Here is a 13,624-nt window from a genome sequence, read left to right on the forward strand (position 1 = left end):
ATCTCTTTGTTATAAAAAAGCTCGTTTCATTTATTTGAAACGAGCTTTTTTTGTGCTTAATTTTTAAAAAGGATTTCCACTTCTATCGGGGCTAGGCCAATCATTTTCAGAACAATATTTTCGTTTAGTTTGTCATTTCGACGCAGGAGAAATCTTCGCAAGTAACTCCGCAAAGAGAATCAAATCTTTGTCGAGCTCCTCGTGGAGATTTCTCCTGCGTCGAAATGACAATATTGGGCTGAGGCTTCGACTTCGCTCAGCCTGACAAAAAGTTCTTGTTTACGCTTTACGTGAGGGATAGAAGTGGGAAGCCCACAGCCTGACGAAGGAAGTACGAGGACTTGAAACGGATAGCCCGATTCGCCGCGGCGAACACGCCAAAATAAAAAAACCGACACTTATAAAGCATCGGTTTGTATTTTAATGAAAAATGGGCATCCTATTTTTTCAATAGTTTTTCCAAATACTCAATTTTATCTTTTTCAGCTTGTAGCAATCGTTCGTAAAGCTTTTCTTTTTCATGAAAAGTTTCAATTAATTTATCTAATGGATTAAAAGTGCAATGATTATTTGCAAAATGACCGTTATTGATACTATTGTCGTGGAAACTATTAAAATAATTAATCATATTTTCTTCTGAAAAATTCTTGATTGCTTCTACGGTTACGCCAAGCGCTTTTGCAACTTCTGCAAGCTTTTCTTCATCAATAGTCTCACTGTTTTCTATAATTGAAACAGCCTGCTGATTAGTCCCTAAAGCTTGTGCTAAAGCTTCCTGTTTCATATCACGCAGTTCACGGATACGACTGATTTTTCGGCCAATATGACTTGGTTTGGTTAGTGTGCTCATAATTCAAAGATAATAATTAAGTTTAATAACAAACAACTTGTAAAAACATATTCTACAATGTAGCTACGCTTTATTGTCTGTGTTTTTTATTGAGACAAACGTACAATTTTTCATACAAAAATACAAATTTAAATTATTTTTATATAACTGAAAAGCTTTCGCTTTTTCAAAATCGGCGACTTTTATCCGTGATTCATCAAAACTGTAATTTTTTAATATCAAAATCATCGATTTGACAATTAAATGAGCGCGAAATAACAATCTGATAATTTCGGTATTTCTTGGGAAAACTACACCGTTTTCGGACTGATTTTATTATATTTGCTCCGCTCATTCTGAGCCGAATATATCTTTTACATCACCATCCCTTGGCGATACGATTATAAAAAAAAAAAAAAATGACACAGAATTCAAAAATTTTTTACACCTTAACTGATGAGGCGCCATTATTAGCGACCTATTCTTTGTTACCAATTGTTCAGGCTTTTACTGCTACTGCCGGTATCGCTATTGAAACCAGAGATATTTCTTTGGCAGGTAGAATTTTATCTAACTTTCCTGAAGTTCTTACCGATGCTCAGAAAACGGGAGATGCATTGGCAGAATTGGGTCAGTTAGCGACACAACCTGAAGCTAATATCATCAAATTACCAAACGTTTCAGCATCAGTACCACAATTAAAGGCTGCTATTACTGAATTGCAATCGCACGGATACAATATCCCGAATTTCCCGGAAGATCCACAAAACGATGCTGAAAAGGAAATTAAAGCAAAATATGCGAAGGTTTTAGGTTCTGCCGTAAATCCTGTTTTGCGTGAAGGGAACTCAGATCGTAGAGCTCCAAGAGCCGTTAAGAACTTTGCAAAAGCAAATCCACACTCGATGGGTGCCTGGTCTGCTGACTCAAAAACTAAAGTAGCTTCAATGCCAAACGGTGATTTCTACGGAAGTGAAAAATCACTTACTTTAAATGAAGCAGATGATGTAAAAATCGAATTCGTAGCCAAAGACGGTACTACAACTGTTTTAAAAGCAAGTACGCCATTAAAAGCAGGAGAAATTATTGACAGCTCTGTTTTAAGTGTAAAAAAATTAAAATCTTTTGCTGCTGAAGCGATCGCTGATGCAAAAAAAGAAGGACTTTTACTTTCTGTGCATTTAAAAGCTACCATGATGAAAGTTTCAGATCCAATTATCTTTGGCGCTATCGTTGAAGTTTATTTTGCTGATCTTTTCAAAAAATATGAAACCTTATTCACTGAATTAAACATCGACACCAGAAATGGTTTAGGTGATATCTATGCAAAAATTGCAGGAAGACCGGAACAGGCTGAAGTTGAAGCTGACATTACGAAAGCAATCGAAAACGGACCGGCTTTGGCAATGGTAAATTCTGATAAAGGAATTACTAACTTACACGTTCCGTCTGATGTTATTGTTGATGCTTCTATGCCGGCAATGATTCGTACTTCCGGACAGATGTACAACAAAGAGGGAAAACAACAAGATACAATTGCGGTTATTCCGGACCGTGCTTACGCCGGAATTTATACTGCAACTATCGATTTCTGTAAAAAACACGGTGCTTTTGATCCTAAAACAATGGGAAGTGTTCCTAACGTAGGTTTAATGGCTCAAAAAGCAGAAGAGTACGGATCTCACGACAAAACTTTCCAAATAAAAGGTGATGGTGTGGTTCGCGTTACAGATAACAAAGGAACTGCTCTAATGGAACAAAACGTTGAAGCCAACGACATTTTCAGAATGTGTCAGGCTAAAGACGCTCCTATTCAGGACTGGGTTAAACTGGCTGTAAACAGAGCACGTTTATCAGATACTCCTGCGGTTTTCTGGTTAGACGAAAACAGAGCTCATGACAGAGAATTAATTGCAAAAGTTCAGAAATATTTAAAAGATCACAATACAACAAATTTAGATATCCGTATTTTAAACCCTGTTGCTGCAACTGAATTTACTTTAGACAGAATCATCAAAGGTTTAGACACTATCTCTGTAACAGGAAATGTTTTACGTGATTATTTAACTGATTTATTCCCGATTTTAGAATTAGGAACTTCGGCTAAAATGCTTTCTATCGTTCCGTTGATGAATGGTGGCGGATTGTTCGAAACGGGTGCAGGAGGTTCTGCTCCAAAACACGTTGAACAATTTACAGAAGAAGGTTATTTACGTTGGGATTCATTAGGAGAGTTTTTAGCGCTTGGTGCTTCATTAGAGCATTTAGGACAAACTTTAGACAATTCTAAAGCCATTATTCTATCTGAAACTTTAGATCAGGCAAACGATAAATTCCTGGCAAATGACAAATCTCCGGCTCGTAAAGTAGGTCAAATTGACAACCGTGGTTCTCATTTCTACCTTGCTTTCTATTGGGCTCAGGCTTTGGCTGCTCAAAATAAAGATGCTGAATTAAAAGCAATTTTTACTCCAATCGCTGCTCAATTTGAAGCGAACGAAGCTAAAATCAACGAGGAATTAATCGGTGCTCAGGGAAAACCACAAACTCTTGGCGGTTACTATCAGCCGACTCCTGAGTTAATGAGCAAAGCAATGCGTCCTAGTGCGACATTCAATGCAATTCTTGCTGAAATAAAATAGTACAATTACATATACTATCCATATCTAAAAGGCAGCCTTAATCGGTTGCCTTTTTTCTTAACTAATGTTTAACAATCGTTCCGAGGTAATATTTCGTAAGAATTCCTAACTATGTAATTCAAAACCAATACAATGATTTCAAAAAATAGCTTCATATTTCTTATCATTATTTTATCTTCATTTGCATCCTTCTCTCAGGAAAAATTTACACTAAGCGGCACTATAACGGATAATAAAAACAATGAGACCTTAATTGGTGTCAATATTTACATTCCATCCTTAAAAATAGGAACTACAACCAATGAATATGGTTTTTATTCGCTAACCGCTCCTGCCGGGGAACAACAAATTGAAATAAGTTATGTTGGCTACCAACCCATTCAGAAAACAATAAATTTAAATCAGAATATTAAAAATAATTTCTCCCTAAACGAAGGCGGCGAAGAACTTCAGGAAGTGGTAATTACAGACAATAAAGGCAAAGCCAACATTAAATCTCCTGAAATGAGTACCAATAAACTCTCTATTGCAGCCATCAAAAAAATGCCGGTGGTTTTGGGTGAAGTGGATGTTTTAAAATCAATTTTATTATTGCCCGGTGTGACAAATGCAGGCGAAGGTGCTTCAGGATTTAACGTCCGTGGCGGCGGTGCCGATCAGAATTTAATTTTATTAGACGAAGCTACTATCTTTAATTCTTCTCACGTATTTGGTTTCTTCTCTGTTTTTAATCCCGATGCCATTAAAGATTTAAAATTGTACAAAGGCGGAATTCCTGCCCGTTACGGAGGGAGAGCTTCTTCTGTTTTAGATATTTATCAGAAAGACGGAAGCAGCAAGGATTTTCATATGAATGGCGGAATCGGATTAATCTCCAGCCGGCTTCTTGCCGAAGGGCCGCTGGTAAAAGACAAAGGTTCCTTTTTAATTGGCGGAAGAGCTTCCTATGCCCATTTATTTTTAAAATTATCTGAAGACAACAAAGATAATGCGGCCTATTTTTATGATCTAAACACCAAATTAAGTTATAAAGTAAACGACAATAATAGTTTATACTTATCCGGATATTTTGGCCGTGATGTCTTTAGCATTAACAAAAGTTTCTCTAATACTTATGGAAACGCAACCCTGAACCTGCGTTGGAATCACTTGTTTTCTGATAAATTATTCTCCAACCTATCCCTGATTTACAGCGACTATTATTACGGACTGGATCTGGATTTTGTGGGTTTCAAATGGGATTCCGGCATCAAAAATTACAATATCAAATACGATTTCAAACATTATATTTCAGACAAATTCAAACTCAATTACGGATTAAGCGGTATTTATTACGAATTCAATCCCGGAACGATCAAACCAACAGGAGAGGTTTCCGGAATTAATCCTGATCAGTTAGATAAAAAATATGCTTTTGAACCTTCTGTCTATCTGGATGCCGAAAGTCAGCTTTCAAAAAAAATAACCGTTTCCTACGGATTGCGTTATAGTTTATTTTATCGTCTGGGCGCTTCTACGATTAACTATTATGCCAATAATAATCCGGTCGTTTTTAATACCAGCACAGAGATCTACGAAAAAGGCAAGCCAACTTCAACAGCCTATTTTGGTAAAAACAAAGTAATTCAGGATTATAATAATTTGGAACCGAGGTTTGCTATTTCTTATCAATTAAATGACGACCAGTCTATTAAAGCGAGCTACAACCGAATGGCGCAATATCTTCAGCTAATTTCGAATACCTCATCGCCTACTCCGCTTGACGTATGGATGCCCAGTGACAAATACATAAAACCTCAAATTGCAGATCAGGTAGCGCTGGGGTATTTTAGAAATATCAAGAACGGGGCTTATTCTGTCGAAGTAGAAACTTATTACAAAGAAATTCAAAACAGACTGGATTATATTGACGGTGCTAATTTAATTGCCAATGAGGCTATTGAACAGGTCATTCTAAACGGACAAATGAGAGCGTATGGTCTGGAAATTATGTTTAAGAAAAATGAAGGCAAATTTAACGGATGGATTTCGTATACGCTGTCAAAATCAGAACAGCAAACACCCGGAAGAACACCGGAAGAAACCGGAATCAACAACGGGCAATGGTACAGTTCTGCTTATGATAAAACACATAATCTAGCCATCACCTCTGCCTACACCTTAAACGATAAATGGTCGTTTGGAGCTAATTTTGCGTTACAATCGGGACAGCCGGTCACCTATCCGAATTCGCAATATGAATATTTGGGAATTAAAGTTCCAAACTACGGATTAAGGAATGAAAATCGTCTCCCTGCCTATCACCATTTAGACATCTCAGCCACATTAACTTCAAGAAAAAATAAAAACAGAAATTGGAAAGGCGAATGGGTTTTCAGCATTTACAACTTGTACAATCGCCAAAACGCCGCTTCGATAAATTTCAGGCAAAATGTGGACAGCGGAGCAAATGAAGCCGTGCAGACCTCCATTTTCGGAATTGTACCGGCCGTTAGTTATAATTTTAAATTTTAAAAAATTCTTCCGTAAAAAGAAAACAAAAAATATAGCATGAAAAAAGCAACCCTATTAATCGTATTTTTTATATCACTATTCTTTACAAGTTGTGAAGAAGTAGTCGATGTCGATCTGGATACTGCTCCCCCTAAATTGGTTATTGAAGCGTCAATCAACTGGAGAAAAGGAACAAATGGCGCACAGCAATCCATTAAATTAACTACCACTACCGGTTATTTTGAAAATCAGATTCCGGTTGTTTCAGGTGCAGTTGTTTTTATAAAAAACAATCAAAACGAGCAATTCAATTTTATCGAAGTTTCGAAGACCGGACGTTATGTCTGCAATAATTTCAAACCTGTAATTAACGAGCAATATACCCTGACCGTCGTTACTAACGGCACAAACTATACGGCAACTGAAACTATGAAATCCGTAGCTCCAATTACCCGAATAGAACAAAACAACGAAGGCGGTTTTACCGGAAAAGATATCGAAGTCAAAGCCTTTTATAATGATCCGGGAAATGAAGATAATTTCTATTTATTCAAATATACCTATTCCAGTAAAGTGACTTCTACATTTTATGCCTCCGAGGATAAATTTTATCAGGGGAACGAAATTTTCAGCAGCTCCGATGATGAGGATTTAAAAGCGGGCGATCAAATTGAAATCATACATTACGGAATCTCCGAACAATATTATAATTATATGAATATCTTAGTGAGTATTGCAGGAAACAATGTTGGCGGGCCCTTTCAGTCCCCTCCCGCGACCGTAAAAGGCAATATTATCAACACTGCCGATAAATCAAATTATCCGCTGGGTTATTTTTCACTGAGCGAAATTGATGTCAAAAAATATATAATCGAATAATAAACAGAAATCAGAGTTATGCTAATCGAAACCCTAAAATCACTTTTTAACCGTGATCTTACCAAATTGAAACTGGAGATTGAATCGTATCAAAATGAAACCCAAATCTGGGCAATTGACAAAAACATTTCCAATTCAGCCGGAAATCTTTGCCTGCACCTTATCGGAAACATCAATACTTATATTGGAGCAGAAATTGGAAAAACCGGTTATATCAGAAATCGTGAACTCGAATTTTCATTAAAAGACATTCCGAAAGCCGAATTGATTCAAAAAATTGAGAATACCATATCGGTAGTAAATACAGCATTAGATAAGCTGATCCCAGCCGATTTAGAAGCTATTTATCCCTTAGTTGTTTTCGAAAAAGAAATGACGACCGGTTTTTTTCTGGTCCATCTTTCGACGCATTTAGCCTATCATTTAGGACAAATCAATTATCACAGAAGATTATTAGCTTAGGTTCTCGGAGACTAAGTATCTCGGATTCCCTATCTTTGAATTTTAAAATCAAAACCTCAATTCAAAATGTCTTCACACCATATCGTACGCGACGACCAGGAACCCGCTTTAATTATTGCTAACGGTGCCGCCTGCGATCCGGAATTATTAGGTCAGTTGCTCGAATGGTCACCGTTGGTTATCGTTCTCGATTCTGCTATCGAAAGAGTGATTGATCTGGGTATAAAAGTAGACGTCCTTCTGGGAGATTTCGACCGTGGTTTTGATCCTGAAAGCTACAAAATAGCTCAATATCCGCTTGAGATTGTACATGCACCGGACCAAAACAAAACTGATTTAGAGAAAGCTTTTGATTATTTAATTGACCGCAAAATCCCTGCTGCCAATGTGGTTTGGGCTACCGGAAAACGTGCTGATCATACGATAACGAATTTAACCAACATTGTTCGGTACCGAAATTTACTTAAAATTGTCATCCTCGACGATCATTCCAAAATATTCCTGCTGCCCCATAAATTCGAAAAATGGTATACGGCCAAAACCCCCATATCACTAATTCCAATCGGAGTGGTAAACGGTATTTTCTCTACCAATTTAGAGTATCCGCTGGAAAACGATACACTGACCATTGGCTACAGAACCGGCAGCAGCAATTCCGTTACAAACGATGGTCTTGTAACCATTACATATTCAGACGGTGATTTACTGCTCATGGAATGTATGGATTAGCAACGAGACATTTAGAGTTTGGAATTTGGAATTTAAAAAATTGGATTTTCAATAATCCCTTTCCTCCAAAAGGAATGACTATCTTTGCACCCAAATTCACAAAATGAAAACAATAGACAATTCCGAAAAAAACAATTTACATCCCCGAAATCTGCATCGTTCGCGATATGATTTTGAACTTCTTATTTCGAATTGTCCGGAATTAAAAAAGCATGTAGCCATCAATGCTCATGGCATCGAAACTATTGATTTCAGTGATCCGCAGGCAGTAAAAATGCTCAACAAAGCATTATTACAGACCTATTACGACATTCAGGGCTGGGATATTCCGGCCAATTATCTTTGCCCTCCTATTCCCGGACGTGCCGACTATATTCATTATCTGGCCGATTTATTAGCCGAAACCAATAATGGAATTATTCCGGAAGGGAATTCTGTTTTAGGTCTTGATATCGGGACAGGCGCAAACTGCATCTATCCGATATTAGGGAATGCTGTTTATGACTGGAGTTTTGTAGGCACAGATATCGATTTGAAAGCGATTGAAAATTGCAGCAAAATCATCGAAGCAAACCCGAAACTAATTGATGCGATCAGTTTGCAGCAGCAAACCGAAGCGCGGTTTATTTTCAAAAACATTATAACGCCCGAAGACCGTTTTACCTTTACCATCTGTAATCCGCCCTTTCATGCCTCCGCTGAAGATGCCAATCAGAGTACGGTAAGGAAAGTTTCCAATCTGAATCCGAAAGAAAAGAAAAAAATGAATCCTGTTTTAAACTTCGGAGGTCATAATGCTGAATTGTGGTGTGACGGCGGTGAAATTGGCTTTGTAACCCAAATGATTTACGAAAGTGCCAAATACCCAATGCAATGTTTGTGGTTTACTACTCTGGTTTCCAAAAGAGAAAATCTTTCGAGTATTTATAAAACGTTAAACAAAGTAAACGCAGCTTCCATAAAAACGATAGACATGGCTCAGGGCCAGAAAACAAGCCGCATTATAGCCTGGACTTTCTTAACCGAAGCACAACAGAAAACCTGGAAAATTTAAATAAAATCGTTAGGGATAATTCAAAATTGGTGTCAGGCTGAGCGAAGTCGAAGCTCTTTCCATGTATAAAAGCCTTCGACTTCGCTCAGGATGACATTGATTAAAAAAAAAAATAAGGTTTCAGTGAATTACACGCAACGCATTAAATGATTACATTTTAAACAGTATAACATTGTAATTTTGATACTTTAAATTAAAATTCTAATATCTCCCCGGACTTTTTTGAAGTACCTTTAGACTAAATTGAATTTTATGAATATTAAAAAATTACTCTTCATCTCTTTATTATTTATTTTACTTTCAGGCTGTTCTTCAACAAAAAAAGCCAAATTTGACGATTACATCTTTCAAACCAAAAAAGATAAAAATTCCTATATTACTTCATACGACAAATCCCTGAAACTTTGGGGGATTGCGTATACTGAAGAAAATCTAAAAACCTCATACGGAACCGCTCATATTGTAATGGCCGGACCTAAAAACGGTAAAGATCTCGTTTTGCTTCACGGTATGGACGCAAGCTCTACGATGTGGTATCCCAACATTAAAGCTTTAGCAAAGACCTACCGCGTCTACGCCATTGATTTTCTTATGGAACCCGGAAAATCTACGATGACCTCAAACCCTCTTTCATCAGAAGAAATTGTAATTTGGTACAACGAAATTTTCAACCATTATAAGCTAAAAAAATTTGATATTATCGGGGCTTCACGAGGGGGATGGATTGCGACTTTACTGGCGACTCAAAAATCAAATTCAATTGATAAAGTCGTTTTACTGAGTCCGGCACAAACCTTTAAATTTATTGATCAGGTCGGAAAAACAACTTCTGCCCTAATGCTCAAACTTTTTCCAAGTGAAAAGAAATTCGGAAAAACATTAAAAGCTTTTGCTACACATCCCGAAAATATTAGTCCGGTATACAGAAGACAATTTTATCTGGCCAACAAATATGCCAAATCGAATTCGAGCCTGCTTAAAATGCATCCTTTTTCAGATGACGAGTTAAAGTCAATTTCAAATCCTGTTTTGGTTTTAATTGGCGATAATGATGTCATAAACTCACAGGAAAGCTTAGAAAGAGCCCAAAAATATATGGCGAAAAGCAAGACTAAAATCATAAAAGATGCGGGTCATTTTTTAACCATTGATCAACCCAAAATTGTAAACGATGCCATTATGGATTTTTTAAAATAGACTGAATTTTTAAATTCAACTACCTATTTTATAGAATTCAAACTTTGTATCTTTACAAAACTAAAATTTTCATCAAGCAAAAATGGAGTTTCAAGTTACCTCAGATTATAGTCCAAAAGGCGATCAGCCGCAAGCCATTCAAAAATTAGCACAAGGAGTTGTTGATGGCGAAAAATATCAAACTTTACTGGGTGTAACAGGTTCCGGTAAAACATTTACGGTAGCCAATGTTATTCAGGAAGTGCAGAAACCGACTCTGGTTTTAGCCCATAACAAGACTTTGGCGGCGCAGCTGTACTCGGAATTCAAACAGTTTTTCCCGAATAATGCGGTGGAGTATTTTGTTTCGTACTACGATTATTATCAACCGGAGGCTTTTATGCCGGTAACAGGGGTTTTTATTGAAAAAGATTTATCGATCAATGAAGAACTTGAAAAAATGCGTTTAAGCACCACTTCTTCCCTGCTTTCAGGTCGTCGTGACATTTTGGTTGTTGCTTCCGTTTCCTGCCTGTACGGTATCGGGAATCCGGTAGAGTTTCAGAAAAACGTCATTGCCATAGAAAAAGATCAGGTCATTTCGCGCACCAAATTATTACACAGCCTGGTACAAAGTTTATATGCCAGGACAGAAGCAGATTTTACACCCGGAACATTCAGAATAAAAGGAGACACGGTTGAAGTGTATCCGAGTTATGCTGACGATGCTTTCAGGATTCACTTTTTTGGAGATGAAATCGAAGAAATAGAATCTTTTGATGCCAAGACTTCCCAGGTCATTGAAAAATTTAAAAAACTGACGATCTATCCCGCCAATATGTTCGTGACTTCTCCGGAAGTTTTACAAGGCGCCATCTGGGACATCCAGCAGGATTTGGTCAAACAAGTCGATTATTTTAAAGAAACAGGTAAACATCTGGAAGCCAAACGTCTCGAAGAGCGCACCAATTTTGACTTAGAAATGATTCGGGAACTGGGGTACTGCTCCGGAATTGAGAATTATTCAAGATACCTTGACGGAAGATTACCCGGAACAAGACCTTTCTGTTTATTAGATTATTTTCCTAAAGATTATTTGATGGTTGTTGATGAAAGTCACGTAACCGTTTCTCAGGTTCATGCCATGTACGGAGGTGACCGCAGCCGAAAAGAAAACCTGGTGGAATACGGTTTCCGTTTACCGGCTGCCATGGACAACAGGCCTTTGAAATTTGAAGAATTTGAAGCTTTGCAAAATCAGGTGATTTATGTATCTGCCACTCCGGCCGATTATGAATTGGAAAAAACAGACGGTGTTTACATAGAACAGGTGATTCGTCCGACAGGATTACTGGATCCCATTATAGAAATTCGTCCGAGTTTAAATCAGATTGATGATTTAATCGAAGAAATTCAGGTTCGTTGTGAATTAGACGAAAGGGTTTTGGTGACCACTTTAACCAAAAGAATGGCCGAGGAATTAGCCAAATATCTAACCAAAGTAAATATCCGCTGTCGCTATATCCATTCTGATGTCGATACCTTAGAGCGTATCGAAATCATGCAGGATTTACGAAAAGGTATTTTTGATGTTTTAATTGGTGTCAATTTACTTCGTGAAGGTTTGGATTTACCCGAAGTTTCGCTTGTTGCGATTCTTGATGCCGATAAAGAAGGTTTCCTGCGAAGCCACAGATCCCTGACGCAGACTATTGGTCGTGCGGCAAGAAATCTTAATGGTAAAGCCATCCTGTATGCTGATAAAATTACGGCCAGTATGCAAAAAACAATCGACGAAACGAATTACAGAAGAACCAAACAAATTAATTACAATACGGAACATAATATTACGCCGCAGGCCTTAAATAAAAAAATCGAAAGTGCGTTTACTAAAAATCCATTAGTAGATTATGAACTGGGCCATATTTTGACAGCAGCTGCCGAACCGGATACCAAATACATGTCCAAGCCGGATCTGGAGAAAATGATTCGCGAGAAACGAAAATCAATGGAAAAAGCTGCTAAGGATCTAGACTTTTTACAGGCCGCGAAATTGCGCGATGATATTAAAAAACTACAGGAACAATTGCCTTAATTGTGCTGTTCCTGAAAAACTTTCAATAATAATTTAGGGTTAATCATAGCATTTGGTGCTTTGTGCATCAGATCTAAAATGCGTTTTGTAGCATTGGGGTTCAAACCCATTTCTATGGCGATTTGCTGGATCGCTTTAGCTTCTTTTTCATGCAAAATACCATCGCAATGCATAATCAAAGCCAATCTGTAGAATTGCTGAATGCGCTGAACTCTGATTTTATGTTTAATGGAGGGGTTTCCTGATGAAATAAATCCTGAAAATCTTTTTTATCGATATTTAATTCCTGGGCTACCAGCCACAAAAAGTCCAGTTCCCTTTTATGCAGCTGACCATCGACTGTTGAGAAAGCAATCATTTCTAAAAGTAAGCTTCTCTTTTGTTCTTCGGTATCCATCAATTTATTATTTTTAGCTAAAATATTGTTTTTAAATCTAAAACACAATAAAACATATGATTCGGTTATTCTCCTTTTTTATTTTTCTGGGCATAATCTTTAGCGGAAATGCTCAGGAAAACACAGCGTCAAAAAATGTTTCTACTTTTACGATTGAAGCTCCACAACTCAAAACCACCAAAAAAATCTGGATTTATCTACCGGAAAATTATACCGCTTCAGACCAGAAATACAGCGTAATCTATATGCACGACGCCCAGAATTTGTTTGATGCCAAAACTTCTTATGTCGGCGAATGGAATGTCGACGAAAAACTGGACAGCTTAAAAGCAAAGGTAATTGTTGTCGGAATAGAGCATGGAAACGACAAACGAATCGATGAATTAACACCTTTCAAAAATGAAAAATACGGCGGCGGAAATGCCGATAATTATCTCGATTTTATTGTAAAGACAGTAAAACCATACATAGATAAAAACTACAGAACCAAAACAAAAGCCAAAAATACCATTATTATGGGAAGTTCACTTGGCGGATTGGTATCGTATTATGCCATCTTAAAATATCCGGAAGTTTTTGGTAAAGCGGCTGTTTTTTCTCCTTCTTTCTGGTTCTCGAAAGACATTTATACCTTAACAGAAAAAACACCCAAAATTAAGACCAAAATTTACTTTTTATGCGGTGACAAAGAGGATGAGAACATGGTGCAGGATATGACCAAAATGGAACGTTTATTAGACACAAAACGTTGTTATTGCCTTCACCTTACCAAATCAAAAATTGTAAAAGGAGGAGAACATAATGAAAAACTCTGGCGCGACGGCTTTGTTGGTGCACTTTCATGGCTGAAATATTAAATTAAAAACAA

Annotated in this window: 12 protein-coding genes; 9 read left to right on the forward strand and 3 right to left on the reverse strand. The window is 37.3% G+C overall.

All coding sequences use genetic code 11. From position 1 onward, the window contains the following. Window positions 1-439: 439 nt before the first annotated feature. Window positions 440-850: a helix-turn-helix domain-containing protein gene (locus HAV12_RS17890; RefSeq protein ID WP_171570855.1), complete on the reverse strand. Its 411-nt coding sequence runs from the start codon at window positions 848-850 to the stop codon at window positions 440-442. A 398-nt stretch (window positions 851-1,248) separates the two neighbouring features. Between HAV12_RS17890 and HAV12_RS17895 the strand changes: the two genes are divergently transcribed. The 8 genes from HAV12_RS17895 to uvrB all read left to right on the forward strand — a co-directional run bounded on the left by HAV12_RS17895 (window position 1,249) and on the right by uvrB (window position 12,359). Next, window positions 1,249-3,471: an NADP-dependent isocitrate dehydrogenase gene (locus HAV12_RS17895; RefSeq protein WP_171570856.1), complete on the forward strand. Its 2,223-nt coding sequence runs from the start codon at window positions 1,249-1,251 to the stop codon at window positions 3,469-3,471. Between the two features lie 132 nt (window positions 3,472-3,603). After that, window positions 3,604-5,985, forward strand: a complete 2,382-nt coding sequence (locus HAV12_RS17900; protein ID WP_171570857.1) for a TonB-dependent receptor — start codon at window positions 3,604-3,606, stop codon at window positions 5,983-5,985. 36 nt (window positions 5,986-6,021) lie between these two features. After that, entirely contained in the window at window positions 6,022-6,843 is an 822-nt protein-coding gene (locus HAV12_RS17905) for a DUF4249 domain-containing protein (protein WP_171570858.1), read from the forward strand. Between the two features lie 18 nt (window positions 6,844-6,861). Further along, a complete protein-coding gene (locus HAV12_RS17910; protein ID WP_171570859.1) occupies window positions 6,862-7,305 on the forward strand; it encodes a DinB family protein in 444 nt (147 codons plus the stop codon). Window positions 7,306-7,371: 66 nt separating this feature from the next. Next, a complete protein-coding gene (locus HAV12_RS17915; RefSeq protein ID WP_171570860.1) occupies window positions 7,372-8,034 on the forward strand; it encodes a thiamine diphosphokinase in 663 nt (220 codons plus the stop codon). Window positions 8,035-8,137: 103 nt separating this feature from the next. Then, window positions 8,138-9,088: a 23S rRNA (adenine(1618)-N(6))-methyltransferase RlmF gene (gene rlmF / locus HAV12_RS17920; RefSeq protein ID WP_171570861.1), complete on the forward strand. Its 951-nt coding sequence runs from the start codon at window positions 8,138-8,140 to the stop codon at window positions 9,086-9,088. A gap of 252 nt (window positions 9,089-9,340) precedes the next feature. After that, window positions 9,341-10,285: an alpha/beta fold hydrolase gene (locus HAV12_RS17925; RefSeq protein ID WP_171570862.1), complete on the forward strand. Its 945-nt coding sequence runs from the start codon at window positions 9,341-9,343 to the stop codon at window positions 10,283-10,285. Window positions 10,286-10,367: 82 nt separating this feature from the next. Next, window positions 10,368-12,359: an excinuclease ABC subunit UvrB gene (gene uvrB, locus HAV12_RS17930; protein WP_171570863.1), complete on the forward strand. Its 1,992-nt coding sequence runs from the start codon at window positions 10,368-10,370 to the stop codon at window positions 12,357-12,359. Here the strand turns inward: uvrB and HAV12_RS22940 are convergent. Continuing rightward, the gene (locus HAV12_RS22940; RefSeq protein WP_240345184.1) at window positions 12,356-12,532 is read right to left on the reverse strand and encodes a hypothetical protein; all 177 of its coding nucleotides are present in this window, start codon (window positions 12,530-12,532) and stop codon (window positions 12,356-12,358) included. The genes uvrB and HAV12_RS22940 overlap by 4 nt on opposite strands. 2 nt (window positions 12,533-12,534) lie before the next feature. Further along, window positions 12,535-12,756, reverse strand: a complete 222-nt coding sequence (locus HAV12_RS22945; protein WP_240345185.1) for a TerB family tellurite resistance protein — start codon at window positions 12,754-12,756, stop codon at window positions 12,535-12,537. A gap of 56 nt (window positions 12,757-12,812) precedes the next feature. Here HAV12_RS22945 and HAV12_RS17940 point away from each other — a divergent pair, with 56 nt between their 5' ends. Beyond that, window positions 12,813-13,613 carry an alpha/beta hydrolase gene (locus HAV12_RS17940; protein ID WP_171570864.1) on the forward strand — a complete coding sequence of 267 codons (801 nt, stop codon included), beginning with the start codon at window positions 12,813-12,815 and terminating at the stop codon, window positions 13,611-13,613. Window positions 13,614-13,624: the final 11 nt, after the last annotated feature.

The sequence above is a fragment of the Flavobacterium sp. CLA17 genome (assembly GCF_013112255.2).
In the GTDB taxonomy this organism is placed as follows: domain Bacteria; phylum Bacteroidota; class Bacteroidia; order Flavobacteriales; family Flavobacteriaceae; genus Flavobacterium; species Flavobacterium circumlabens.

Excerpts from the sequence above, each read along its gene's own strand:
- rlmF (WP_171570861.1), top strand. The coding sequence starts at position 8,138 with ATGAAAACAATAGACAATTCCGAAAAAAACAATTTACATCCCCGAAAT.
- HAV12_RS17890 (WP_171570855.1), bottom strand. The coding sequence starts at position 850 with ATGAGCACACTAACCAAACCAAGTCATATTGGCCGAAAAATCAGTCGT.
- HAV12_RS17915 (WP_171570860.1), top strand. The coding sequence starts at position 7,372 with ATGTCTTCACACCATATCGTACGCGACGACCAGGAACCCGCTTTAATT.
- HAV12_RS17925 (WP_171570862.1), top strand. The coding sequence starts at position 9,341 with ATGAATATTAAAAAATTACTCTTCATCTCTTTATTATTTATTTTACTT.
- HAV12_RS17940 (WP_171570864.1), top strand. The coding sequence starts at position 12,813 with ATGATTCGGTTATTCTCCTTTTTTATTTTTCTGGGCATAATCTTTAGC.
- HAV12_RS17900 (WP_171570857.1), top strand. The coding sequence starts at position 3,604 with ATGATTTCAAAAAATAGCTTCATATTTCTTATCATTATTTTATCTTCA.
- HAV12_RS22945 (WP_240345185.1), bottom strand. The coding sequence starts at position 12,756 with ATGGATACCGAAGAACAAAAGAGAAGCTTACTTTTAGAAATGATTGCT.
- HAV12_RS22940 (WP_240345184.1), bottom strand. The coding sequence starts at position 12,532 with ATGCATTGCGATGGTATTTTGCATGAAAAAGAAGCTAAAGCGATCCAG.
- uvrB (WP_171570863.1), top strand. The coding sequence starts at position 10,368 with ATGGAGTTTCAAGTTACCTCAGATTATAGTCCAAAAGGCGATCAGCCG.
- HAV12_RS17905 (WP_171570858.1), top strand. The coding sequence starts at position 6,022 with ATGAAAAAAGCAACCCTATTAATCGTATTTTTTATATCACTATTCTTT.
- HAV12_RS17910 (WP_171570859.1), top strand. The coding sequence starts at position 6,862 with ATGCTAATCGAAACCCTAAAATCACTTTTTAACCGTGATCTTACCAAA.
- HAV12_RS17895 (WP_171570856.1), top strand. The coding sequence starts at position 1,249 with ATGACACAGAATTCAAAAATTTTTTACACCTTAACTGATGAGGCGCCA.